Here is a 24,348-nt window from a genome sequence, read left to right on the forward strand (position 1 = left end):
CTAGACGGCGGACGCGCTGAGCTGCGCGCGCCAGTGCTGCACGCGCTCCTTGAGCAGCGTATCGCGGACATAGGCAAGCTCCTCGTCCTCGATACGCTCCAGCGTTTCGAGCGAGAGATTGTCTGCGCCATGCGCCGACCAGGCGCACTGCAGCTCGGCATTGCGATGGCTGCCCATCCCCAGCGTAAACCAGATGCGGTTCTGGATTTTCTCCAGATCGAGCGCCTGCCCGACCCAGACCTCCCCGGTCGCGCGGCAGCGGATCGCGAACACGCCGGCGACAGCAGCGCGCTTCTTGTAGTCGGCAATGGCCAACTTGCGGTCTTCGGTCTTCATGGCGGCTCCTGTCGTATCGGCACGCTATTTATATCCGGGTATTATTGACAAAGCAATTACACCCGGATAAAACATCGCCATCGAAAGCGAATGGGACGAGCTGACATGGACACCACCTGCCATCTGGAGCCGACGTGGAACGCCGGGCGCGAGTTCGCCCAGCGCGCGATCACCGGCGAGCTGGTGATGCTCAACCTGCTGCGCTTCCGCGACATCGCCGACTATTCGAAAAACCCGGAGCTGGCGCCGCCGCGGCCGGTCACGGGTGCGGAAGCCTACGACCGCTATGTCGCGCACACGCTGCCGCATCTGCGGAAGAGCGGCGGCGACATCCTGTTCATGGGTGAAGGCGGCTCGTTCCTGATCGGTCCCGAGGGCGAGCGCTGGGATCGCGCGATGCTGATCCGGCAGAAGAGCCGTGGCGCGTTCCTCGCCTTCGCGGTGGCGGAGGCCTACCTCGCCGGCATCGGCCACCGCACCGCGGCGCTGGCCGATTCGCGGCTGCTGCCGCTGGTCGGGCTGCCGCGATGAGCGATCAGTTAGCGGCCAACCTCGTACGGCCCGCCCTTCTCCAAGGCCCGCGCATAGGCCGGGCGCGCGTGGATGCGCTCGAGGAAGGCAACACATTTCGGGTGGCCATCCGCGAGCCCGCCGCGCGCGGCGGCAGCCTCCAGCGGAAAGCTCATCTGGATGTCGGCGCCGGAGAATTCGTTGCCGGCGAACCACTCGCTCTTGCCGAGCTCGCCTTCCCAATAGGCCATGTGCTGCTTGAGCTGCGGATTGACCAGCGTGGACAGCGCCTGGTTCGAGACCTTGCGCACCAGCGGCCGCAGCAGCGCCGGCGCGCGCTTCGGCATCAGCGTGAACAGCAGCTTCAACAGCAGCGGCGTCATCGCCGAGCCTTCGGCATAGTGCAGCCAATAGGTGTAGCGCAGCCGCTCCGGCGTATCGGCTTGCGGGATCAGGCGGCCATTGCCGTAAATCGCGATGATGTATTCGAGGATCGCGCCGGATTCCGCGATCGTGTTGCCGTTGTCGGTGACAACAGGCGACTTGCCGAGCGGATGGATCGCGCGCAGCTCCTTCGGCGCCCGCATGTCGGGCTGCCGCTGGTAGCGCACGATCTCGTAGGGCACGCCCAATTCCTCGAGCAGCCACAGCACGCGCTGCGAGCGGGAATTGTTGAGATGATGAACCGTCAGCATGGGCGTCCTCTGAAATATCGGCGCAATCGGGCGGCGTTTGGTGCCGGCCGGGAACAGGAAAGTCGAGATCCACGCGCCGTGCTTGCTGGAAATGACCCGGGCAATACGTCGCGCAATCGGAGAGGTCTACCATGAATCCTGCCTATGTCGCCTTCGAAGGCGAGCATCGCATCGGGGCCGGGGACCTCAAGGAGGTTGCACGCGCCGCCAAGCAGCTGCTCGACCGGCGCAAGGATGCCGCGATCCTGGTGTTCAACGGCCGCACCTCGGCGCTGGTCGATATCGATTTCCGTGGCTCGGTCGAAGACGTGCTGGCGCGGCTGCCGAAGCTCGCGCCTCCGCTCGACGAAGAGCCGGCAACGCCGGCCGGGCCGCGCGGTCCGGGACGGCCGAAGCTTGGCGTCGTCGCGCGCGAGATCACGCTGTTGCCGCGCCATTGGGACTGGCTCGCGCAGCAGAAGGGCGGCGCATCGGTTGTGATCCGCAAATTGATCGACGAGGCACGGCGCGCGAGCGGCGACAAGGACCGCACGCGCATCGCCCAGGATGCCGCCTACCGCTTCATGACAACGATGGCCGGCAACCGGCCAAACTACGAGGATGCGATCCGCGCGCTGTTCGCGCACGACCGGCGGCGCTTTGCGACGCTGATCGCGGACTGGCCCGCCGATATCCGCGATCACACGATCGGGCTCGCCTATAGCGATCAAGCGGACTGAGACGCTTTCGCGCGAAATAGGTGGCGGCGGCGGGCGGGTGGTTCAGCGTTCAGAGCAGAACCGAAGACCCGCCCCGCCGCCGTCCTGACGGTCTCGATTTTTGGAAGTTGAACGTGTCCAAGCCTCCCTCCTTACGCAAAGCCTTCCTGTCGTTCTTGGCGCCGATGCTGCTGAGCAATGTGCTGCAGTCGCTGTTCGGCACCATCAACGGCATCTATCTCGGCCAGATGATCGGCGTCGACGCGCTCGCCGCTGCGTCGGTGTTCTTTCCGGTGATGTTCTTCTTCATCTCCTTCGTGATCGGCCTGAGCGCCGGCGCCTCGGTCATGATCGGCCAGGCCTGGGGCGCCGGCGAGCCGGATCGCGTCAAGGCGGTCGCCGGCACGACCATGACCGTGACGCTGCTGCTGGCGCTTGCGATCGCGATATCAGGCGGCCTGTTCGCCCGCCCGCTGTTGATCGCGCTCGCCACGCCACCAGACGTCCTCGACGCCGCGGTGTCCTATGCGCGGATCATGATGATCACGATGCCGGTGACCTTCGCATTCCTGCTGCTCGCGGCGATGATGCGCGGCGTCGGCGACACCGTGACGCCGCTGGTGGCGCTGACGGTCTCGACCGTCGTCGGCCTTGTGGTGACGCCCGCATTGATCCGCGGCTGGCTCGGCCTGCCGATGCTGGGCGTCGCCAGTGCTGCCGTTGCTTCCGCGATCTCGGGCGTCGTCACGCTGCTGTGGCTGCATATCCACATGCTGCGGCACAAGCATCCGCTCGCCTTCGATGCCGCGTTCCTGCGCGCGATGCGGCCGAACGGCGCCCTGCTGCGCATCGTGCTGCGGCTCGGCATTCCGACCGCCATCGGCATGGTGGTGGTCTCGCTCGCCGAGCTGGTGCTGCTCGGCCTCGTCAACGGCTTCGGCTCGGACGCCACCGCCGCCTATGGCGCGGTCAACCAGGTGATCGGCTATGTGCAGTTTCCGGCGATCTCGATCGCAATATCCGTGTCGATCTTCGGCGCGCAGGCGATCGGCCGCGGCGACTCGCGCCAGGTCGGCGCCATCGTCCGCACCGGGGTCGAGATGAATCTGGCGCTGACCGGCGGACTTGTCGTGCTCGGCTATCTCTTTGCGCGGCCGCTGATGGGCTTCTTCATCGTCGATGGCGCGGTGCTCGCGCTCGCCGAGCAGCTTCTCTACATCGTGCTGTGGAGCATGGTGCTGTTCGGCATGGCGACGGTGTTCTCGGGAGCGATGCGTGCCGGCGGCACGGTGTGGATGCCGCTGTTCATCTCGATCCTGGCCATGGCGCTGGTCGAGGTGCCGGTCGCGATCCTGCTCAGCCGCGCCATCGGCATCAGCGGCATCTGGATCGCCTATCCCGCCACCTTCGCAACCATGTTCGTGCTGCAGATGGCCTATTACGCCCTGGTATGGCGCAAGCAGACCATCAAGCGGCTGATTTGACATCGCGCGCTGCGGCTCACATGATGAGTATCATATTCTCCTGATGGCGCCTGCGGCAGTTGGCCCATGCTGGAGAAATGCCAAACAAGCCCAAACGAGATAAGTCGAGGGGAGAGACCGCCGTGAGCCAGAATCCGCAATTCCTGTTCGATTTCGGCAGCCCCAATGCCTTCCTCAGCCACGAGGCGATCCCGGCCATCGAGAAACGCACCGGCGTCAAGTTCGAATACGTCCCGATCCTGCTCGGCGGCATCTTCAAGGCCACCAACAACAAGTCGCCGGCCGAGACGCTGGCGGGCGTCAAGAACAAGCCCGAGTTCATGAAGATCGAGACCGAGCGCTTCCTCAAGCGCTTTGGCGTCAAGCCCTACACCTGGAACCCGTTCTTCCCGGTCAATACGCTGAACCTGATGCGCGCGGCGGTCGCCGCCCAGCTCGAAGGCGTGTTCGAGAGATACATCGAGGCGGCTTTCCACCACATGTGGGTCGAGCCGAAGAAGATGGACGATCCGGAAGTGGCCGGCAAAGCCATCGCCGCCTCCGGCCTCGACGCCGCCAAACTGTTCGCCCGCGCGCAGGATGCCGACGTGAAGGCCAGGCTGATCGCGAACACCCAGGCCGCCGTGGAGCGCGGCGCATTCGGCTCGCCGACCTTCTTCGTCGGCAACGAGATCTTCTTCGGCAAGGAGCAGCTGCGCGAAGTCGAGGAACTGGTGTCGGGAAAGTGAGATGAGCGAATGGCCAATAGCGGGTAGCGAATAGTCGACCAGAATCCCTATCTATTCGCCATTCCCGATTCGCTCTTCGCTCGCTTCCCGGGCAACAACAAAGAAGGACAAATTCCCATGCGCGTTCTCGTGGTCGGCGCCGGTGCGATCGGCGGATATTTCGGCGGCCGGATGCTTCAGGCCGGCCGCGACGTTACTTTTCTCGTCCGGCCCCGCCGCGCCTCCGAGCTCGCCTCCGCCGGGCTCGTGATCAAGAGCCCGAACGGCGACGTCACGCTGAACAACCCGCCGACCGTGCAGGCCGACAAACTCTCGGACAAGTTCGACGTCGTGCTGTTGAGCTGCAAGGCGTTCGATCTCGAGGACGCGATCAAGTCCTTTGCGCCTGCGGTCGGCGACAAGACCGCGATCATCCCGCTGCTCAACGGCATGCTGCATCTCGATGCGCTCGACAAGAAGTTCGGCGCTCAGCACGTGCTCGGCGGCCTCTGCGCGATCGCGGCGACGTTGAACGAGAAGCGCGAAGTGGTGCAGCTGCAGCCGATGCAGTCGCTCGGCTTCGGCGAACGCGCCGGCGGCCTGTCGGACCGGGTGCGCGCGATCGCCGAGACCTTCTCCGCGATCAACGGTGCGGCTGCCAGCGACCACGTGATGCAGGACATGTGGGAGAAGTGGGTGTTCCTGGCATCGCTCGCCGCTTCCACCAGCCTGATGCGGACCTCGGTCGGCAACATCCTGGCAGCGCCCGGCGGACAGGATTTCCTGCTCGGCATCCTCGACGAATGCAGCGCGATTGCCGCCGATGCCGGCCACGCACCGGGCGGTCCGTTCTTCCAGCGCACCCGCGGGCTCCTGACCACCGAAGGCTCGCCGATGACCGCATCGATGTTCCGCGACATCAAGGCGGGGCTGCCGGTCGAGGCCGACCACGTGATCGGCGACCTGATCGTGCGCGCCGATGCCGCCAAGATCCCGGTGCCGAAGCTGCGCACGGCCTACACCCATCTCAAGGCGTATGAAAAGCAGCGGGTTGGTTAAACCTGTAGCCCGGATGCAGCGGAGCGAAATCCGAGACTCTCGCGTGATGGTTCGAGCGGCCCCGGATTGCGCTTCGCTGCATCCGGGCTATGCACTATCTCCGTCGTCCCTGCGAAAGCAGGGACGACACCGTTGTTGCGGCTACAGATGCGCCAGATAGTGCGCGAGCGCGGTGATCTCTTCGTCGCTCAAGGGATAGGCTACGTCGGCCATCGCCGCCTGCGCCCCGCCGGAGCGTACCCCGGACTTGTAGTCGTGCAGCGCCTTGACGAGGTATTCCTCGCGCTGGCCGGCGATGCGGGCCACCGCCTTGGTGCCGACATATGTATCGGTATGGCATGAGGCGCAGCGGCGGCCAGCCGCGGCCTGCTTGCCCTTCTCGGACAATTCCGGATTGTCGTCCTTGCCGCCCTTGAACGGCGTCAGCGAGGCGAAATAGGCGCCGAGATTGCGGATGTCGTCATTGGTGAGCTGCTCGACGATCGGCTGCATCTGCTCGTTCTTGCGCGCACCGGCACGGAAGAACACCAGCTGCCATTGAATGAACTGGTCGAGCTGGCCGGCCAGCGAGGGAATGTTCTCGGTCTGCGAGATGCCGTTGTCGCCATGACAACCGGCGCAGATTTCGGCCTTCGCCTTGCCGGCGGCAACGTCGGCTGCGTGGGCCGACGACGCCAGCAGCAGGGCCGCTGACAGAATTCCAAACGACGCATGACGCATTTGTCAGTTTCTCCGGCTGTCATTGCCGGGCTCGACCCGGCAATCCATCGCGCTTGCTGAAGGGTTTTTGTTGGGATGGGTGCCCGGATCAAGTCCGGGCATGACGAGTCTGTTCCGCAGCTTGGCACCAAGCGAACGGGCTGCAGCCGCCTCATCGGCCACCGCAGCCCCGCATGGGTTCAACCGTTACTTCTTGCTGTAGCTGATGCGATAGATCGCACCGGCCCAGTCGTCGGCGACGAGGATGGAGCCATCCTTGTCGAGCAGGATGTCGGCGGGACGACCGAGATAGCCCTGGTCACCCTCGATCCAGCCGGAAGCGAAGATTTCCTGCTTGGCATTCTTGCCGTCGGGGCTCGCGGTGATCTTCACGATGCGCCCGCCCTGGTACTTGTGCCGGTTCCAGGAGCCGTGCTCGGCGATCAGGATGCTGTTCTTGTACTCGGCCGGGAATTGGCTGCCGGTATAGAACTTCATGCCGAGCGGAGCCACGTGCGCACCCAGATTGTACACCGGCGGGGTGAACTCCGAGCACTTGTGACCCATCGCGAACTTGGTGTCCGGCAAATTGCCCTGGTGGCAATAGGGATAGCCGAAATGCTCGCCGATCTTCGAGATCATGTTGAGCTTGTCGCTCGGCAGATCGTCGCTGATCCAGTCGCGCGCGTTTTCGGTGAACCAGTACTTGCCGGTGCGCGGGTCGACGTCGCCGCCGACCGAGTTGCGCACGCCGAGCGCCCAGACCTCCGCGTTGCCGGTCTTGGGATCGACGCGGCGGATCTGCGACACCGAGGTCGGCGGGATGCCGATGTTGAAGGGAGGTCCGAACGGAATGTAGAACCAGCCATCCTTGTCGACGGCGATGTATTTCCAGCCATGCGCCGCATACGACGGCATGTCGTCATACACCACCTTGCCGCTGCCGAGATTGTCGAGATTGGCTTCGGCATTGTCGTACTTGATCAGCTTGTCGACCGCGATGACATAGAGCGCGCCGTCGCGGAACGTGAGGCCGGTCGGCATGTTGAGGCCCTTCAGGATGGTCTTGACCTCTTTCTTGCCGTTGTTGTCCTTGATCGCATAGACGTTGCCGAGGCCGAACGAGCCGACGAACAGCGTGCCCTTGTCGCCCCAGGCCATCTGCCGCGCCGCGAGCACGTTCGAGGCATAGACCTCGATCTTGAAGCCCGGCGGCAGCTTGATCTTCTTCATCATGGTGGCGAGTTCGGCGTCGGATGCGCCGGTCGGCGGACCGGACGGCGGGGCAAGGCCCTTCTGCGCTTCGGTCTCGTCGCCGAGGAACCAGTCATCCGGCGGATGGGTCCAGAATTCCTTGGTGCCGGATTCGTACTTCTTCAGCGCCCGGTTCTTGTCGGTCTGTTGCTGCGCATTGGCGAAGGTTGTCCCCGCCAGCAGCGCAATCGCCGCGAACGCAAGTATGGATCGATTGAAAGCCGATTTCATCGCGTCACTCCCCTACGCAAGCCGTTGCAGCTTGCCTGTTATTGATTTTGAACGCCCTGAGAGATGATGGTGGCGGTCTGTGAGGTAGGTCAGACGGCAAAATGGTAGCACATCCATCGACGCTGAAAAGCGCATGCTCGGGTGTGCGCTGCGTCAAAACAAGTTGAGACGAAATTTGAGACGAAATTTTCCTGCGCTGACTGCCTGATAACAAGGCATTCTGCACCGCAGCGTGATATTCGAACGAAGCTAACGCTCGCGATCGCGTCTATCGCGACGAGAGGCGCGAAAGGCCGAGCGCCTGCGCCTTGGCTTTCGACAGCGGCCTGAACAACACGCTGCGTTTCTGCCCGCCGAAGATCGCCGCGATCCTGAAGCCGTCATCGGCGGCGATGATGTCGCCGGTCCCGAAGCGTCATGTCGTCCTCGATCGCAATCGGCGACAGTCCGGTGGACGCGCGGGTGCTGCACGCGCAGTGCGGCACGATCTCGCGCTGGAATCGGAATGCATCTGTGAGCGCCTTGTAGCTCTCGCCCGCTTCGGTTGTGGCGCTGTCGATGTCCGAGCCGGAATACAGCTTCACCGCGGCGGCGGGACAGACCGCCTCGCAGGTCCTGACATCCGCCGCCGCACTCGCGCGCGGCAGCGGGAAGAAGCGGCCATCGCGGGCCGCGGCATCTTGACCGCGAAATCACGGCACTGCCCAAAAGCAAAAAAAGCCCGCACCAATGGGCGGGCCTTCATCAGACTGTCAGCTCGGTCAGCGAGATATTTTGGAGCGGGCGAAGGGGCTCGAACCCTCGACCCCGACCTTGGCAAGGTCGTGCTCTACCACTGAGCTACACCCGCATCCGAAATGGCGGCGATCGCTCGCCGGCAACGGCAGACCTATGCCAAATGCTGTCTGTGAATGCAACACAAGAGCGCGGTCCGAACCTCACGAAATCGCACGGTTTCCTTAAAAATTGACCCCGAATCGGCCGAAACCGGTCATCGCGACGATTTCTTTTTATGTTTTGGCCGGAACCAGCCTCAGGGCCATCTCATCCCGGAGCGATTCGAGCCAGGTCTCGAACCAGCCGGTCAGCGTCTGCGCCAGTTCGACGCGGCGGTCCGCGTCGCAATCGAACACCGCCCACCATTCGATAAAGGCCCGGTCGCCGTCGACCACCGGGGTCACCCGCAGGGTCGCGCTGAAATCCGTCATCGGCAGGGTCGGCGGACCGGCAAATTCGTAGGTCTGGAAGCGCTCGACGTCGGACTGTGCGAGCAGCCGCTGCCGGATCCGCCGCTCCCGGTACAGGACGTTGCGCACGGCGCCGACGGTGTCGCCGGACTTGCCGTCCTCGATCTCGCTGGTGCCCGCGCCGTGGACCCAGACCGGGTAATTGTTGAAATCGCGGATGATTTTCCAGACCTCGCCGGCCGGCTGCTCGAACACGGTGCTGTAATAGGCCTTTGCCATGGGCGATCCCCTGTTGCCATGAAGGAGCGCCATCGTCAGCCGTTCCGGACCTCAAACCCACCCGATCTCCGATGGAACAGGCCGGGCGGCGAGCGATTGAATTTTGCCGGCCGACCGCCATCTACGGAGCATGTTCCGGGATCATGCTCTAGGCTGACAGAACGGCTGAACACGCCGTCCGGAGCGTGCTAGAACGCCCCCGTATTTTTCCGACCTCAGAAGACCAAGGCGAGGACAACGTGACGATAATGGAGCAGGGCGGCCCCACGCCCGAGGCAGCGCCCGATCTGATCAAGGAGACGACGACCCAGACCTTCGTCAAGGACGTCATCGAGGAATCGCGCCGCCAGCCGGTCATGATCGACTTCTGGGCGCCGTGGTGCGGTCCGTGCCGCCAGCTCACCCCGCTGCTGGAAAAGGCGGTTCGCAACGCCAAGGGCCGGGTCAAGCTGGTCAAGATGAACATCGACGAGCATCCGCAGATTCCCGGCCAGATGGGCATCCAGTCGATCCCGGCCGTGATCGCCTTCGTCAACGGCCAGCCCGCCGATGGCTTCATGGGCGCGGTGCCGGAGAGCCAGATCAACGCCTTCATCGAGAAGATCACCAAGGGCGTGCCCGCCGCCGGCGAGCCCAATCTTGCGGAGATCCTGGCCGAGGCCGACGCCGTGCTGGCCGAGGGCGATGTCGAGGGTGCGGCGCAGATCTATGCCGAGGTACTGGCGCACGACGCCACCAACATCGCGGCGCTGGCCGGCCTCGCCAAGTGCTACGTCACGTCGGGTGCGGTCGAGCAGGCCAAGCAGACGCTTGCGATGGTGCCGGAATCCAAGCGCAATGACGCCGCGGTGAAGGCGGTGCAGGCGGCGATCGATCTTGCCGAACAGGCGCAGTCGGTTGGCCCGATCGCCGAGCTGGAACAGAAAGTCGCCGCAAACCCGCTCGATCATCAGGCCCGCTTCGATCTCGCGACCGCGCTCAATGCCATGAACAAGCGCACGGAAGCGACCGAGCAGCTGCTCGCGATCGTCAAGCGTGACCGCAAATGGAACGACGACGGCGCGCGCAAGCAGCTGGTGCAGTTCTTCGAGGCGTGGGGCGGCACCGATGAGGCAACCGTCGAGGGGCGCAGGCGGTTGTCGACGATTCTGTTCTCGTAACGCACGCCCGTCACAGCACCGGGACCGCAGATGCCGATCAATGCCGAATATCGCGGGCCCGGCGAGCTCCCCGAGGTGATCCCGGTGTTCCCGCTGCCTGGCGCGCTGCTGCTGCCGCGCGGCCAGATGCCGCTCAACATCTTCGAGCCGCGTTATCTCGCGATGATCGATGACGCGCTGCGCGACGGTCACCGCCTGATCGGCATGATCCAGCCCGACGTGGCGCATTCGCAGAACGAGGCGAGGCCGGCGCTGTTCCGCATCGGCTGCGTCGGCCGCATCACCCAGCTCGCTGAATCCGGCGACGGCCGCTACATCCTCGAACTGACCGGCGTCGCGCGCTTCAAGGTGGTCGAGGAGTTGACCGTGCAGACGCCGTACCGGCAGTGCAAGGTCGATTTCTTCTCCTTCACCGGCGACTTCACCGCGCGCAAGGGCGAGGACGCGGTCGACCGCAAGGCGCTGCTCGAGGTGCTCGCCGATTTCCTGGAAGCCAACAATCTGAAGGTCGACTGGGAGGGCATCGAATCCGCGCCGAACGAGGCGCTGGTCAATGCGCTGGCGATGATGTCGCCCTATGGTCCGGCCGAGAAGCAGGCGATGCTCGAGGCACCCGACCTGAAGACCCGCGCCGAGATCCTGATCGCGGTCACCGAGATGGACCTCGCCAAGAAACGCACCTCGGGCGACCCGCCGGTGCAATAAGGCGCTTCACCGCAGCCCTCGTCGGCCCAGCCAGATGTGAAGCGGAAACATCAGGGAGAGGGCAAATCCCGCTGTGAGGTGGATCCAACTCATCCAGGGCCGCACCTCCTCGGACCCAAGATAGTAGAGTCCGAATGCGGTCACGATCAGGACCGCATTGAACGCCGCCATGATCGATCCCGAAATGCGATTCTTCCGGCTCCGCCACGCGCGCAGCAGATGCACGGGGATGAGGGCGCCCAGCGTCAACAGCGCCAGCATGGCGACGCCGCCATGAACCATCAATAAGTTGGCCGCGGCCTGCTGCCATATCTCGTCGCCGGCAACGTTCTTTTGCCAATCCGCCACCAGCCAGCCGGCGCCCGTCAGTAACAGCACGCCGAACGTCGCGTACATCGAATAGCGAAATGAACGTTTAAGCCGCAAGATGCACCGCCTGAGGCCAGTCGGAAGTGATCTGAACGTCGCCGTCGGTCGAGATCAGCAAGGCACTTGCCCTGTAATGCTCAAGCAGGTCGCCGGCATCGGTCCCCGAGATCATGACAGCCTTCGTCAGCGCATCGGCGATCATGCATGAGGGCGCGCAGACCGTGGCGCCGATAGCGACGTTTGTCGGATTGCCCGTGGCGGGATCGATGATTGCGGAAGTGCCCGGAGGCGCTCCGTCGACCAAATCAACCCGGAGCGCGGTCGATGCCAGCGCCTGATCCGTCAGCTCGATACGAGCGAGCAAGCGGAGCGGGTCGCGGGGGTCGCGCAGATGGATCGTGTGCTGTCCCTGTCCGAACACCCGAAGATCGCCGCCGGCATTCACCACCCCGCCCGGAATATCGAAGCTGCGCAACACCTCGACTGCGCGGTCGACGGCAAAGCCCTTCGCGATCCCTCCGAGATCGATCGCGATGCCCGGCGATCGAAGGCGCACTGCTTGTTTGGGCAGCAGCTCGATCGCATTGTCGAGGCTCTGTTCCGGCCCGATGATGCGATCGCCGCCCGATCCGGGCAGCAGGCCCATGGCTTGCAACACCGGCGCAACGGTGACATCGAAGGCACCCTTGGAGCGGCGATGCATCTGGAGCGCCGCCTCCAGGACCTCGAACGTCCAGGCATGAACGCGCGTCGGCCGGACGCCGGCCTCCCGGTTGACGCGGCTGACGTCGCTGTCGTGTTCGTGAAAGCTCATCAGCCGATGAACCCGCGCGACGGCATCGAATGCGGCGTCAATGGCGGCATCCGTTTCGGGTCCGGCGGCAGCCGCGACCTCGATCTCGACGAAGGTGCCGAGCAGCGGCCGGGCGCGGCGAATACTATCGGAGGCGATTGGCATAGGCGGCCAAAATCCTCTTCACGCCCTCCGTGACATGCGTCGACGACAGCGTCGCGCCGGAGATATTCCGGATGTCGCCGTTGATCTTCAACGCGCTGCCGCCGGTCTTACCGACGAATTGCGCCAGCCAGCTCGGACTCCGGATCTCGCCGCCATAGGACTCCCGATATTGCAGGATCTCGACCTTATGCACTGCGCCGCCCGGCGTCAGCGCCACTGCATAGTCGATAAACAGGTGCTTGCCGATCACCCGGTCGAAGACGAAGAAGCCCGCGACCTTGCCTCCGGCTTCGGCCTTCCAGACCCGGCCTGCCTGGACTTCGGTGAAATTCGTCGCCGACGGAAACGCCTGCTTCTGCGCCTCCTCGATCGACAGATACTGAACGGCATAGGCCGGCGAAGCCGCCGACACGATCGCCGCTGCAGGCAGTGTATATCGAACCCACGTCATCTCTCACCTGGCTCCAATCGTTTTCATCATGCGCGCGGAGCGTTTGCTCCGCCGCGGCCGTGTTGATCTCAGAAGAAGAATCCGACGCCGCCGAGGAACGAATCCGACATCGCGCCGGTGATGCTCTTGTCGATGACGTGCTGATAGGTCGCCTTCAGCGCGATCTTCGGTGACGGGAAGAGCGCGAAGCCGGCGGTATGGAACTGGCGTTGGCCGGCGCCGGTCGGCAGGTTGGCATCCGTGCCGGCAAAGCCGCCGCTCTGCAAATTCTGGTAGGTGTAGCGATAGAAGGGCACCGCCTCCCACTCGCTGTTCAGGATGGTGCCGAGCGGCACGTGATAGGCGATCTCGCCGGAATAGCCGTTCATCGCCTTGCCGACATTGTTGGTGGGATCTGAATCGTTGTTCGCGCGCAGGTTCTCCGGATGGCTGAATTCGGCGTGGACATACTCGCCGCGAAGCTCGAGGCCCGTTTCAGGGACGCGGTAGCGGAACTCGGCGTCGAACATCGCCAGACTGGAGTGGCCCAGGAAATTGCCGAGATCATCGTGCGCCCCCCGTGGCGTCGTGTTCGGCGAGAAGTAGGCGCTTACACTTCCCGCGAAGCCGGGCAGGAATGTCGGCGTGACGTCGAGCCGTCCGGAGACGGCGACGGCATTGTTGAGCTGCTGGAAGTCACCGAGCGGGGGCCTGGAGAACCCGAGCCCATTCAGGCCATCGATGCCCGCGGCGTAGGGCGTTCCGGGAAGCGGCACGGTCTTGGCCGCGGTGCGATTGTCGAAGGTATCGCCGAAGTCCTCATTACTGGTGCTGACCATCACCTGATACTTCAGATCTTCGCTGATGGTGCCGTAGACGCTGCTCGACGGCACCTTCCAGGTCGATGGAATGAGGCCGTTGTACAATTCGGGCCGGTTCACACTGTAGAACTGCGTCGGCTCGTGATGCTGGTTGATGTAGCCGATCGGCACGAGATCGATGCCGGGCGCGCGCCAGTTGAACTGATCGAGGATCTTGAAATCGATCCAGAGCTGCTCGATCTCGGCGGTGCCGTGCAGCTTGTCGTCGTTGTCAAAACCGGACCCTGCGTGCTCGAACTCGATCTCGGCGTTGAAGATGATGTTCGGCGTGATCGCATAGGTCGGCAACAAGACGAATCGTGCGGCATCGAAGCCCTTCTGCCATTGGCCGTTGGCGGCGGGGTTTTGCATGCTACCGAACTTGATCTCGCCATAGGCGCCGATGCTGAGACCGGCCACGGGCGAGTCCGCCAGCCCGAGAATAGGCTTGTCACCGACCGCCGGAAGCGGGGGCAACTGCAACATCGGCTTGGCCGGCGTCTGCGCTGATTGAGCCGCGGGCTTGCCCTTGGCGTCCTTCGGGTCCTTGGTGTCTGCCGCCTCTTTCGGCTCGACCGACGAAGCCGCGGCGTTGGCGCTCCGGATCGAGGCCGCCTGCGGCGCCGGTGTGCGGCTGTCCTTCTGCTTCAACTCGGCCTCGAGCGCCTGGATTCGCCGCTCCATCTTGTCGAGCTTTTTCAGCAACGCCTCGTTCGCAGTATCTTCAGCCCCGAATGCGCTGCCGCTGCTGATGATCGACAGCGCGGTCGCCGCGAGCAGCGCCGCACGCCTGGAATTAAAGCCAAGTTCGAATTTCGATGCACCCAACCCCACGCGACGATGCGACGACATGTGCCCCCCTGCTCTGCGGAAACGAAAAGCCCGCGACATAAGGGCGCACCTAACACCACTGAGAATTATTTCGGAGAGTTTCCGTCATCCGAGTGGCAGCTCGGCGATTAGAATCGCTCAAGTTTGGAATTAGAATAAGAATAAGCTTCAATTGTTGGTTGGGATCATCCGTCGCCGGAGGCGGATTTGCGCATGGGCTTCCGAACCAAAGACGCGCCCCGGCCTGACGGCTCGAAGCTGCTTACCGAGGACTGCGGAAAAGCTTCCGCCCGGTGAACATCGCGCGCACCAGGTTCTGACGCTGCAGCAATCCCACCACGATGACGCCGAGCACGTGCAACCCGGCCAGGATGATGACCGCATCCGAGGCATAGGCGTGGGTGTCCTCGACCCACCAGACCCCGAAGAAGGTCACCGTGACCTCCATTGCACCCGTGATCGCGGAGACCGCGAGCGTGAGCAGCAGTGCCACCAGCATCACGGTGCCCGCGGGGTTGAGCCCGATATAGCGGCCGGTGATGCCGCGGCGGAGATTCCAGATATAGCGCGGCGCGGCGCGCAGGCGGATACCGAGCTTGCCGAAGCGCGCATAGCGGGTGCCGGCAAAGCCCCAGATCAGCCGGAATGCCAGGAGCCCGATCACGGAATAGCCCGCCAGCCGGTGCAGCCGGTCATAGACGTTGGGCGTCACCCAAGCGACCAAGACGAGGATGGCGAGCGCCCAGTGCCAGAGCCGCAGCGGCAGGTCCCAGACCTGCACGGTGGTGCCGCCGCGGGCGCCGGGCGCCGCCTTCGTCATCGCGCCTGCTTCACTTCGCGATCGTGTGCTTCAGGCTGAGATCCTCCGGGCTGTAGAACAGCTCGTAGAGCTTGCCTTCCTTGACGCCGTAAACTTCGTAGCAGGAGCCCTCGACCTTCGAGCGGCGCACCTCGTAGCCCGCCGCCTTGGCCTTGGCTTCGGCATCGCTTGCCGGCTTCCACGACGCCTTGTCGAGCTTGGTGCAATTCTTGTAGCCGTCGGCGAAGGCCGCCGATCCGGTCAGCCCAAGAGCGGACCCAAGAACGCACGCTGCAAGCGCAGCGCTCATCATCAATCTCACGCGCATCTCCCCTCCGTTGACGATCATGCCCACAACGCCATCGCGTAGAGCACATGCGTGAAGAATGCGGAGGTGATTGCCAAGTCAAGGAAGCACGGACACGGCACGCTTTAGAGAAATTCTAACGGTCGCGAAAACCGCTTTGCGCTCCACGCGCAATTTGGTTTTCACCGCTTGCCGCGGCCTTACGCCTCATGGACATCCGAATCTGCTGGCGCGGCCCCTCGGTCAGGACGCGGCGCCGGCCATTGCCAGGCGAACCGCTGGGCGTTCGGTCGCCGCCGAGGTCCGCCCACCGATCATCTGCGCGACCTTCTCGCTCTGGACTGCGGGGCTGAAGTGGAAGCCCTGCACTTCGACGCAGGCATCGGCGCGCAGGATGTCGAGCTGCTCCCTCGTTTCAACTCCTTCGGCCGTCGTCGTCTTGCCGAGGCTGACGGCGAAGCGAACGATCGCGCGCGCGATCCGGCGCGACTCGTCCGTTGCGCCCGAAAGTTCGGACACGAAGCTGCGGTCGATCTTGACCTTGTCGAACGGAAACTTCTGCAGAAAGCTCAGCGACGAATAACCGGTGCCGAAATCGTCGAGCGCGATCCGCACCCCGAGATCATGCAGCTGGCCGAGCGCCGCGAACACCGCCTCGCTGTCCTGAATGATCGCCGTCTCGGTGACTTCGAGCTCGAGCCTGTCAGGCGAAACGCCCGAGCTCGCCAGCGCGTGCACGATCACCGGCACCAGTTCCGGGCTCCTGAACTGCACCGGCGACAGATTGATCGCGATCTTGAGATCATCGGGCCATTTGGCGGCTTCCGCACACGCCGTGCGCAGCACCCATTCGCCGAGCGGCACGATCAGACCGGTCTCTTCCGCCAGCGGAATGAACTGCGCCGGAGACACCATGCCGCGTTGCGGATGATGCCATCGCAGCAGCGCCTCGAAACCACAGGTCTCCCCGCTCGCGACGTGGATGAACGGCTGATAGTGCAGCTCGAACTCGCCGTTGGCGAGCGCGCTGCGCATGTCGCGCTCGAGGCTGCGCCGGGTCTGCAGCTGTCGATCGAGCTCCGGCTCGAAGAAACGGAACGAGCCGCGCCCGCCGCTCTTGGCCGAGTAGAGCGCAAGATCGGCGCTGCGCAGGACCTCGTCGGAATCGGTGCCGTCGCGCGGTGCGATCGCAATCCCGATGCTGGTCGTCGTGGTGACCCGATGATCGCCGAGATCGATCGGCTCGCTGAGCGCCTTTCTGATCTTCTCAGCGAGCACACCGGCTTCCGCGACCGGATCGGTGACGTAGTCGATCACCGCGAACTCGTCGCCGCCGAGCCGCGCCACCAGCGTGGTATCGCTGACGCACCGGCGCAGCCGCGAGGCCACGGACTTCAGCAGCGCATCGCCCGCCGGATGTCCGAGCGTGTCGTTGACGTCCTTGAAGCGATCGAGATCGAGCATCAGCACCGCGAGGCTCGGTCCACCACATCGCGCGCCGGAGAGCGCCTGCTCCATCCACTCCTTGAGCAGCACGCGGTTCGGCAAGTCGGTCAGTGCGTCGTGCTGCGCCATATGGGTGATCTTGGCCTCGGAGCGCCGCTGCTCGGTAACGTCGCGATGCGTCGCCACCCAGCCGCCGCCGGGCATCGGCTGTCGCGTCACGCAGATCAGGCGGCCGTCGGCAAGCTCGTCGACCCGGCTGCTGATCTCGCCGGCCGGCAGCGCGTTCAGTGTCGCGAGCACCTGGGTCGCGGCGCTGTCGCTGGTCTCGCCCTTGAGAATGCCGTTGGCGATCCGATGCGTGATGATCTCGCGATGGGCGGTGCCGGGCAGCAACAATTCGGGCGGCAGCCGGTACATCTTGGCGTAGCGATCGTTGCACACCACGAGGCGCTTCTCCGCATCGAACATGCAGAGGCCCTCGCCCATGTGGTTGATCGCCGTATCCAGCCGGAGCCTCTGTTCTTCCAGCTCCTTCTGCGACGCCTCGACCTGCTGCCGCGCCAGCGAAAGCTGGCTGATGATCTCCTCGAAGCGGCGCGTGCGAAGCGCGAGGCGCCGGTCGGCGAGCACGCCGACCAGGCTCATCCCGAGCACCGAGAGCGCCACGCCCGCGATCACGATGGCGAGGAAGGCGGGGGAGAGCGACAGGGCCTCCGGAGCCAGCAACGGGTCCGGAATGATCGCGACCGCGCCCATCGCGGTGAAATGATGCGACACGATCGCAAGCGTCAGCAACAACGCCGCGACGAGCGACATCCAGCGATCCTGGTAGCGGACCGCGACCGACAGCGCGGCGTAACCGAACAGCATGCCGAGCACGATGGAAGCCGCCACGAGATCCATCGACCACACCACGTGGCCCGGCACCTCCAGCGCCCACATTCCGAGATAATGCATGCTGGCAATGCCGGCTCCGATCACCGCGCCGCCCACCGGCGCACGCCAGGAGCCGGAGTCACCGGCGGCAAGACCGAGGCCGCCGGATGTCAGCATCATCGCTGCGACGAGCGACAGGGCGGTGAGGATGATGCCATAGCCGGTCGGCACGCCCGGCTCGTAGGCGAGCATGGCAATGAAATGTGTTGCCCAGATGCCGTAGCCGATCGCAGCTCCCGCGATCGCGATCCAGATCAGCCGCGTCCTCGCCTGTGAAGCGATCGCGCGATGGAAGATGTTGACGGCGACAATGCTGGCAACGAAGCAGACCAGGCCGGCGAGCAGAACGAGCCGCCAGTCATGCTCACCTGTAAGGCACGTCAGAACACGAAACATGCGTCGGTCCATGGTTGTCCGCGCGGACAAGCTAGGCCGATTGAATTGGCTTCTCGATAATTTTCTACAACTTTCAGTGGCATGGTTATCCGCGCGTAAGCCGATTCCGCACGGAAATTGATGGCTCCATAAATATTGCACACGTCCTGCGATCGCGCGTCTTCAGCCCTCGAGCGGAACAAGGACAGTTCCGCCGGTTGCGCCCCGCGACGCCTCGCGCTGTTCGTTCTCAGCCAGTCATTCCGCGCGCGAAGACGATGCTCCGGCTGGCGCGATCATCGTCATGATCGCACTCGCTAGTAACCGGCCGCGGCGAGCGCCACGACGGCGCTCATCGCCATCCAGCCGAAATGCCGGCCGCGAGTCGCAACTGCATTGGCGAGCGCGGCGCTGCCGAACACGATGGCGAGCGTTGCCACGATCCAGTGCCGCGCGGCATCGGAGGCCATCGCCGGCGCGGCGACCAGCAGCACGCCGCCGCCGATCCAGGCGACCGTGCCGGCCTGATAGACCAAACGAAGCAAAAGACGCAGCCGCGGGGGTTCGACGGTGGCGCGTGCGAACACTTTGGTCTCGCCGAGAACGCCATGGATCAGGCTGACCAGGATGGCGATGAGTCCGGCGCCTTGCAGCAGAAGATCACGCATCATGACGCCTCCATACAGTTATGTATGGATAGGACACCGCCGGCTGGCGCCTGTCAATACACTTGTGTATGGTCGGGCGCGGACGGGGAACCATGACGGAACAGCTCTCGGTCAAGGACTGGCTCGATCAGGGCCTGAAGACGCTGGCGAAGCACGGCTTCACGGCGCTCAAGGCCGAGCCGATAGCCAAGGCGATGGGGGTCTCGCGCGGCAGCTTCTACTGGCATTTCGCCGACGTCGGCGCCTACCGCACCGCGATCCTCAATCATTGGCGCGAGGTTGCCGCCGAGCAGGTGATCGCCGAGCTCGAGACCATTCCGGAAGGCGGCGACGCGCTCGCGCTGTTGCTGCGCCGCGCCTTCTCGGCGCGGCTGGCACTGGAACGCGCGGTGCGCAGCTGGGCCACCGCCGATGCCGCGGCGCGCGCCGCCGTGCTCGAGGTCGACCAGCGCCGCATCGGCTATATCGAGACCCTGCTCCGGCATGCCGGATTCCTCGACGGCGTGGCGCGCGGCCGGGCGCAGATCTTCTATTGGGCGTTCATCGGCTACGCGCTGTCCGAGCAGACGCTGCCGAAGCCGCGTCAGCAGGCCGCAATCGACGAGCTGTTACGGATGACCAAGCGCTGACAGCTGACACGGGAATGTGCTACACGACGGCCAGTTTGTTCTGACGCGTTTTCTTCACGCGAACCGCTGCCCACTTCGCTCGAGAACGCTCCAGTCGGAGACATCAATGAATTCGACGACCGACCACCTCGATAGCACCGCCGACCCAAAACTGCTCGAAATCCTGGTATGCCCGATCACCAAGGGACCGCTGGAATTCGACGCCGCGCGGCAGGAGCTGATCTCGCGCTCCGCAAAGCTCGCCTATCCGATCCGCGACGGCATCCCGATCATGTTGCCGGAAGAGGCGCGCAAGATCGATTGATGCGCGCCCTCGTCACATGGCTGCTGCTGCTCGTCTCGTTGGCGAGCGCGACAGCCGACGAGAGCAGGCTGCGCATCGGCGCCATTGACGCGGTGCTGACCGTGCCGCCCGACATCGCAAAACCGCCGGTGGCGCTGCTGATCGCCGGCTCCGGCTCGACCGATCATGACGGCAACGGGCCGCAGCTCAAGCCGGCGACATTGAAGAAGCTCTCCGAGCAGCTGGTCGCGCGCGGCATCGCGACGCTACGCTACGACAAGCGCGGCGCCGGCGAATGGAAGAAGGAGTTCGGCCGTCCGGAGGACTTTCGCTTCAAGGACTATGTCGGCGATGCGGCGGCACTGATCGAGTATCTGCGCGGCAGCGGCAAGTTCGCCCATGTTGCGGTGGTCGGGCACAGCGAGGGCGGCCTGGTCGCGATCCTCGCCGCACAGCGCGTGCCGGTCGACCGGCTGGTGCTGCTGGCAACGGCGGCGCGCAAGCAGGGCAACCTGTTGAAAGCGCAGCTCGAAAAGCAGCTGCCGCCGGACAAATTCGAGCCGATCGGAAAGGCCATCGACGACATCATGGCCGGGCAGATCGTCAACCCGCCGCCGGCGGGGCTGGCGATCGCACCTGCGATGCAGCCCGCCATCGCATCCGCCTTCACCGAGGATCCGATCGATCCGATGAAGAAGATCACCGGGCCTGTCCTGATCGTCGCGGGCGGCCGCGACCATCAGCTGGCGCGGCTCGACTTCCTCGCACTCACCACCGCCGACTTCGCGGCCAAATCATTGTGGCTGCCGGACATGAATCACCTGCTGGTCGATGTCACCGACGCGGCGGACGACATGGCAAGCTACAACGAGCCGGAGCGGCCACTCGATCCCGACCTGATCGATGCGGTGGCTGGCTTCATTTCACAGAAATAGTGGATGCGAAGGCCGGAGCCCGGATGGAGCGCAGCGCAATCCGGGGCCGATCCATCCGTGGAGGGACTGCTCCCGGATTTTGCTTCGCTGCATCCGGGCTACGGCACGGCGCAAGTCTTACAGCGCCTCGCCCTTCAGCAGCCGCGGCACTTCGCCCGACAATCCCGCCGCCTGGCGGATGAACATGCTCTTCAGCGGCGGCGCGCGATCGACGAGGCCCAATCCGATGTCGCGCACCGTGCGCAGCAGCGTCGATTCGTTGGAGAACAGGAAGTTCAGCGAGTTGGTCGCAACCCCCATCGCCATCGTGTCGAAGCGCCGCCAGCGCTGATAGCGCTCGAGCACGTCGGCCTGTCCGAGATCCATGCCGAGCCGCGCCGCATCGACGACCACCTCGGCCAATGCGGCGACATCCTTCAGGCCCATGTTGAGCCCTTGTCCTGCGATCGGATGGATCACATGCGCGGCGTCGCCGATCAGCGCCAGCCGTTCGGCAATGAACGAGCGTGCGACGAAATAGCCGAGCGGGAATGCGCGCGGCTTGTCGAGCGCCTTGATCTCGCCGAGGTGCAAACCAAAACGCTGCTCGAGCTCGGCGTGGAATTCCTCCTCGCTCAACGCCGTGATCCGCGCAGCATCCTTGCGCGTCTCGGTCCACACCAGCGACGAGCGATTGCCGGTCAACGGCAGGATCGCGAACGGACCGGCAGGCAGGAAATGCTCCTCGGCGCGGCCGTGATGCTCGCGCTCATGCCCGACGGTGACCACGATGCCGGATTGGTCATAATCCCAGCCGTGGGTCGCGATCCCGGCGCGCTCGCGCAGCTTGGATCGCGCGCCGTCGGCGGCAACCAGCAGGCTCGCATCGATCTCGGTGCCGTCGGCCAACCGGACGCTGATGCCGTCGGGCCGCGAGTCGAAGCTCGACACTGCGGTGGCGCGCAGCTCGACGCCCTCGGCCTCGGCGCGGGTCGCCAGCGCATCGATCAAATAGCGGTTCTCGACCATATGGGCGAACGGCTCGCCGGGCTCGACATTGCCGGCGAAGGTCAGGAACACTGGACGCGTCGCGTCCTCCAGCTTGGAATCGGTCACGACCATGTCCGTGATCGGCTGCGCCGTCGGCGCCACCTGCCCCCAGACGCCGAGGGTCTCGAACAGCCGTCGGCAGGCCGCCACGATCGCGGTCGCGCGGGGATCGCGGCTAGGGCGCTGGCTCAGCGCCGGATCGGCCACGATGACCGGAATGTCCGGCCCCAGCCCCTGGCGCAACGCCACGGCCAGCGCCAGACCCGCAAAAGCGCCCCCGCAGATGACAATACTTCGCTGTGCCGGCATGCCGTTCCTTTACGCGCCCTGCGCTCTCAGACTGTGCTTGCTACCTGATAATAGCTGGGCGAAACAGGGGACAGAAACAAGAGCGGCTATTCAGCCCCACCCGTCATTCCGGGGCGCGCAACGCGCGAACCCGGAATCCATCAGGCCGCATCTTCCGTGGACGAATGGATTCCGGGCTCTCGCGGAGCCTGTCATCGGGCGCGCATCCGCGCGACCCGTTGGCGAGCCCCGGAATGACGGCATCCAACCCTTCCAGGACGCACCCCTCATGTCCAAGAGCCTGATCGACCTGTTGTCCATCCTCGATCTCGAGCAGCTCGAGGTGAATTTGTTCCGCGGCAACAGCCCGAAGACGAGCTGGCAGCGCGTGTTCGGCGGCCAGGTGATCGGCCAGGCCATGGTCGCGGCCTGCCGCACCGTCGAGGGCCGGCTGCCGCACTCGATCCATTGCTATTTCATCCTGCCGGGCGATCCGCAGATCCCGATCATCTACCAGGTCGAGCGGCTGCGCGACGGCAAGAGCTACACCACCCGCCGCGTCACTGCGATCCAGCACGGCAACGCGATCTTCTCCATCATGGTCTCGTTCCACGCCGAGGAAGAGAGCAACTTCAATCATCAGGAGAAGATGCCCGACGTGCCGCCGCCGGAGAAGCTCACCGCGGAGGAAGTGTCGAAGCAGCCGATGTTCAAGGAAATGCCGGAGTTCATCCGCCGCTACTATGAGAGCGACCGGCCGATCGAGCTGCGCCCGGTCGAGCTCGGCCGCTATTTCGGCCAGCAGATCGAGGACGGCCGCATCCATGTCTGGATCCGCACCGCGGCGAAATTGCCCGACGATCCGGCGCTGCATCTGTGCGCACTCGCCTATGCGTCGGATTTCTCGCTGCTCGACGCGGTCATGGCGCGCTACGGCCGCACGCTGTTCGACCGGCGCATGATGCCGGCGAGCCTCGATCACGCGATGTGGTTTCACCGCCCGTTCCGCGCCGACGAATGGCTGCTCTACGCGCAGGATTCGCCGAGCGCGCAGTCTGGCCGCGGTCTGACCCGCGGCCAGATCTTCAAGCCCGACGGCACGCTGGTGGCATCCGTCGCGCAAGAAGGTTCGGTGCGCGAACGCAAGGCGTAATCGCTTTAGCCGTTGGCGTAAGCGCCGCGCTCGGTCAGCGCGAATTGCGAGACGATCCAGTTGGCGTACCAGCGCAGCACCCACGGAATCGGGATCAGGAAGGCGCAGCCGATCGAGAACACGATGGTTCGCCACAGCACCTCGAGCCCGGATGCGTTGAAGGTGACCTCGCGGCGTGTGCCCTCGACGTTACGGCAGATCCAGCGCAGCCATGCGGTCAGCACCCAGGCCCAGCCGACGATGGTGATGGCCGAGATCACCATCAGCAAATACCAGCCGATATAGACGAGCGGGCTGCCCGTGAACGAGATCGGCAGATCCTGGCCGCTCGAGCTGAGGCGGCCGAAGATCCAGCGCACGATCATCCAGCTCAGGAAAGCCTGCAACAGCAACGAGAGCAGCGTGACGATGTTGCTGTTGGCCGCTCCGGCATAGGTCAGAAGACCGAGCACGATGAAGACGTACCAGATGTCGAGCGGCTGCCCGGTGAAGCCGAGATGCGGCCGGCCCGGCACGCGGATATAGGGAATCGCGAAGCGATACAGGCCGGTCGCGGTCCACGGCGCGGGGATGACGAAAATCTGGCCGATGAACATCAGCAAGCTGCGCCCGAACAGGCCCCAGATCGGGAAGTCGGCCGACAGCGCGCCGCCACTATAGCTTGCCGATGCGGCCACCGGCGGCGGTCCGCCGGCCTGCGGAAACGCCGGCGGCGCACCGGCGCTCGGAACAAGGCCAGGAATCTCCCCGGCCTTCTGCCAGCCGGTCATACCCTCGGTCCACACCAGGGTATCGGCGCCCACCATGCCACGGGTGATCAGGTCGCGGAGCTGAGCTTCAGGCAGGGGGCCCTTTTGCTGGCCTTCAGATGCATAAAACCAGTTTCGATTCGACATTTTATTGTTCCTCGGGGCGCGGGCGCACGCGCTGTGGCGAGAATGAGCCAGCGGGAGCGCTGGCCGGGGCGGGAAAGCCATATTCTGGCCGACGGTTGTCGTCCCGTACAGTGACGGAGTTCACGCGCTGCGCACGTTTTCCCCTTCAACCT

27 protein-coding genes and 1 tRNA gene are annotated in these 24,348 nt (G+C 64.5%); 11 read left to right on the forward strand and 17 right to left on the reverse strand.

Annotation, left to right across the window (positions count from 1 at the left end; all coding sequences use genetic code 11):
• On the reverse strand, positions 1–336 hold the full coding sequence (locus AAFG13_RS26380; protein ID WP_342708680.1) for a GIY-YIG nuclease family protein: 336 nt from the start codon (positions 334–336) through the stop codon (positions 1–3).
• 105 nt (positions 337–441) lie between these two features.
• Here AAFG13_RS26380 and AAFG13_RS26385 point away from each other — a divergent pair, with 105 nt between their 5' ends.
• Complete coding sequence (locus AAFG13_RS26385; RefSeq protein ID WP_342708681.1) at positions 442–867, forward strand: DUF1330 domain-containing protein; 426 nt, start codon at positions 442–444, stop codon at positions 865–867.
• Positions 868–875: 8 nt separating this feature from the next.
• Here the strand turns inward: AAFG13_RS26385 and AAFG13_RS26390 are convergent, their stop codons facing one another.
• A complete protein-coding gene (locus AAFG13_RS26390) occupies positions 876–1,541 on the reverse strand; it encodes a glutathione S-transferase (protein WP_212312854.1) in 666 nt (221 codons plus the stop codon).
• A gap of 131 nt (positions 1,542–1,672) precedes the next feature.
• Here AAFG13_RS26390 and AAFG13_RS26395 point away from each other — a divergent pair, with 131 nt between their 5' ends.
• The 4 genes from AAFG13_RS26395 (at position 1,673) to panE (ending at position 5,489) form a co-directional block, all read left to right on the forward strand.
• Positions 1,673–2,260, forward strand: coding sequence for a DUF2239 family protein (locus AAFG13_RS26395; protein ID WP_212312852.1), 588 nt, complete (start codon positions 1,673–1,675; stop codon positions 2,258–2,260).
• A gap of 107 nt (positions 2,261–2,367) precedes the next feature.
• Positions 2,368–3,723, forward strand: a complete 1,356-nt coding sequence (locus AAFG13_RS26400; protein ID WP_212312850.1) for an MATE family efflux transporter — start codon at positions 2,368–2,370, stop codon at positions 3,721–3,723.
• Between the two features lie 77 nt (positions 3,724–3,800).
• Complete coding sequence (locus AAFG13_RS26405) at positions 3,801–4,451, forward strand: 2-hydroxychromene-2-carboxylate isomerase (protein WP_342708682.1); 651 nt, start codon at positions 3,801–3,803, stop codon at positions 4,449–4,451.
• 117 nt (positions 4,452–4,568) lie between these two features.
• Complete coding sequence (gene panE, locus AAFG13_RS26410) at positions 4,569–5,489, forward strand: 2-dehydropantoate 2-reductase (protein WP_212312846.1); 921 nt, start codon at positions 4,569–4,571, stop codon at positions 5,487–5,489.
• A gap of 141 nt (positions 5,490–5,630) precedes the next feature.
• Here the strand turns inward: panE and AAFG13_RS26415 are convergent, their stop codons facing one another.
• From AAFG13_RS26415 to AAFG13_RS26435, 5 genes are all read right to left on the reverse strand, one after another.
• Positions 5,631–6,209, reverse strand: coding sequence for a c-type cytochrome (locus tag AAFG13_RS26415; protein WP_212312843.1), 579 nt, complete (start codon positions 6,207–6,209; stop codon positions 5,631–5,633).
• Between the two features lie 186 nt (positions 6,210–6,395).
• A complete protein-coding gene (locus tag AAFG13_RS26420; protein WP_342708683.1) occupies positions 6,396–7,673 on the reverse strand; it encodes a PQQ-dependent sugar dehydrogenase in 1,278 nt (425 codons plus the stop codon).
• 380 nt (positions 7,674–8,053) lie between these two features.
• A complete protein-coding gene (locus AAFG13_RS26425; protein ID WP_342713399.1) occupies positions 8,054–8,320 on the reverse strand; it encodes a DUF2865 domain-containing protein in 267 nt (88 codons plus the stop codon).
• 128 nt (positions 8,321–8,448) lie between these two features.
• Positions 8,449–8,523 (reverse strand) — tRNA-Gly (locus AAFG13_RS26430).
• A 160-nt stretch (positions 8,524–8,683) separates the two neighbouring features.
• Entirely contained in the window at positions 8,684–9,139 is a 456-nt protein-coding gene (locus tag AAFG13_RS26435; protein ID WP_212312839.1) for an SRPBCC family protein, read from the reverse strand.
• A 239-nt stretch (positions 9,140–9,378) separates the two neighbouring features.
• Between AAFG13_RS26435 and trxA the strand changes: the two genes are divergently transcribed.
• Both trxA and AAFG13_RS26445 read left to right on the forward strand, forming a co-directional pair.
• Positions 9,379–10,299 (forward strand): thioredoxin, encoded by a 921-nt coding sequence (gene trxA, locus AAFG13_RS26440; RefSeq protein WP_342708684.1) that lies wholly within the window; start codon positions 9,379–9,381, stop codon positions 10,297–10,299.
• A gap of 30 nt (positions 10,300–10,329) precedes the next feature.
• The gene (locus AAFG13_RS26445; RefSeq protein ID WP_212312837.1) at positions 10,330–11,004 is read left to right on the forward strand and encodes an LON peptidase substrate-binding domain-containing protein; all 675 of its coding nucleotides are present in this window, start codon (positions 10,330–10,332) and stop codon (positions 11,002–11,004) included.
• A 6-nt stretch (positions 11,005–11,010) separates the two neighbouring features.
• Here the strand turns inward: AAFG13_RS26445 and AAFG13_RS26450 are convergent, their stop codons facing one another.
• The 8 genes from AAFG13_RS26450 to AAFG13_RS26485 form a co-directional block, all read right to left on the reverse strand.
• Positions 11,011–11,430, reverse strand: a complete 420-nt coding sequence (locus AAFG13_RS26450) for a hypothetical protein (RefSeq protein WP_342708685.1) — start codon at positions 11,428–11,430, stop codon at positions 11,011–11,013.
• Positions 11,420–12,331 carry an FAD:protein FMN transferase gene (locus AAFG13_RS26455; RefSeq protein ID WP_212312833.1) on the reverse strand — a complete coding sequence of 304 codons (912 nt, stop codon included), beginning with the start codon at positions 12,329–12,331 and terminating at the stop codon, positions 11,420–11,422. The genes AAFG13_RS26450 and AAFG13_RS26455 overlap by 11 nt, the downstream gene beginning before the upstream one ends.
• A complete protein-coding gene (locus AAFG13_RS26460) occupies positions 12,312–12,782 on the reverse strand; it encodes an FMN-binding protein (protein WP_212312831.1) in 471 nt (156 codons plus the stop codon). The genes AAFG13_RS26455 and AAFG13_RS26460 overlap by 20 nt, the downstream gene beginning before the upstream one ends.
• Before the next feature lie 68 nt (positions 12,783–12,850).
• The gene (locus AAFG13_RS26465; protein ID WP_249132623.1) at positions 12,851–14,473 is read right to left on the reverse strand and encodes a hypothetical protein; all 1,623 of its coding nucleotides are present in this window, start codon (positions 14,471–14,473) and stop codon (positions 12,851–12,853) included.
• A gap of 241 nt (positions 14,474–14,714) precedes the next feature.
• Positions 14,715–15,272: a cytochrome b/b6 domain-containing protein gene (locus AAFG13_RS26470; protein ID WP_212312829.1), complete on the reverse strand. Its 558-nt coding sequence runs from the start codon at positions 15,270–15,272 to the stop codon at positions 14,715–14,717.
• 10 nt (positions 15,273–15,282) lie between these two features.
• Positions 15,283–15,579, reverse strand: a complete 297-nt coding sequence (locus AAFG13_RS26475; protein ID WP_212312827.1) for a PepSY domain-containing protein — start codon at positions 15,577–15,579, stop codon at positions 15,283–15,285.
• Positions 15,580–15,801: 222 nt separating this feature from the next.
• Positions 15,802–18,336, reverse strand: a complete 2,535-nt coding sequence (locus AAFG13_RS26480; RefSeq protein WP_249132624.1) for an EAL domain-containing protein — start codon at positions 18,334–18,336, stop codon at positions 15,802–15,804.
• A gap of 296 nt (positions 18,337–18,632) precedes the next feature.
• Positions 18,633–18,983, reverse strand: coding sequence for a hypothetical protein (locus tag AAFG13_RS26485; RefSeq protein WP_092126409.1), 351 nt, complete (start codon positions 18,981–18,983; stop codon positions 18,633–18,635).
• 92 nt (positions 18,984–19,075) lie between these two features.
• Between AAFG13_RS26485 and AAFG13_RS26490 the strand changes: the two genes are divergently transcribed.
• The 3 genes from AAFG13_RS26490 to AAFG13_RS26500 all read left to right on the forward strand — a co-directional run bounded on the left by AAFG13_RS26490 (position 19,076) and on the right by AAFG13_RS26500 (position 20,830).
• Positions 19,076–19,612, forward strand: coding sequence for a TetR/AcrR family transcriptional regulator (locus AAFG13_RS26490; RefSeq protein ID WP_212312825.1), 537 nt, complete (start codon positions 19,076–19,078; stop codon positions 19,610–19,612).
• Positions 19,613–19,718: 106 nt separating this feature from the next.
• Entirely contained in the window at positions 19,719–19,916 is a 198-nt protein-coding gene (locus AAFG13_RS26495) for a Trm112 family protein (protein ID WP_029080935.1), read from the forward strand.
• The gene (locus AAFG13_RS26500) at positions 19,916–20,830 is read left to right on the forward strand and encodes an alpha/beta fold hydrolase (RefSeq protein WP_342708686.1); all 915 of its coding nucleotides are present in this window, start codon (positions 19,916–19,918) and stop codon (positions 20,828–20,830) included. The genes AAFG13_RS26495 and AAFG13_RS26500 overlap by 1 nt, the downstream gene beginning before the upstream one ends.
• A gap of 117 nt (positions 20,831–20,947) precedes the next feature.
• Here the strand turns inward: AAFG13_RS26500 and AAFG13_RS26505 are convergent, their stop codons facing one another.
• Positions 20,948–22,168, reverse strand: a complete 1,221-nt coding sequence (locus AAFG13_RS26505; RefSeq protein ID WP_212312815.1) for a ubiquinone biosynthesis hydroxylase — start codon at positions 22,166–22,168, stop codon at positions 20,948–20,950.
• Positions 22,169–22,436: 268 nt separating this feature from the next.
• Here AAFG13_RS26505 and tesB point away from each other — a divergent pair, with 268 nt between their 5' ends.
• On the forward strand, positions 22,437–23,300 hold the full coding sequence (gene tesB / locus AAFG13_RS26510; RefSeq protein WP_212312813.1) for an acyl-CoA thioesterase II: 864 nt from the start codon (positions 22,437–22,439) through the stop codon (positions 23,298–23,300).
• 5 nt (positions 23,301–23,305) lie between these two features.
• Here the strand turns inward: tesB and AAFG13_RS26515 are convergent, their stop codons facing one another.
• Complete coding sequence (locus tag AAFG13_RS26515; RefSeq protein WP_212312811.1) at positions 23,306–24,196, reverse strand: DUF4339 domain-containing protein; 891 nt, start codon at positions 24,194–24,196, stop codon at positions 23,306–23,308.
• Positions 24,197–24,348: the final 152 nt, after the last annotated feature.

Source organism: Bradyrhizobium sp. B124 (genome assembly GCF_038967635.1).
In the GTDB taxonomy this organism is placed as follows: Bacteria; Pseudomonadota; Alphaproteobacteria; order Rhizobiales; family Xanthobacteraceae; genus Bradyrhizobium.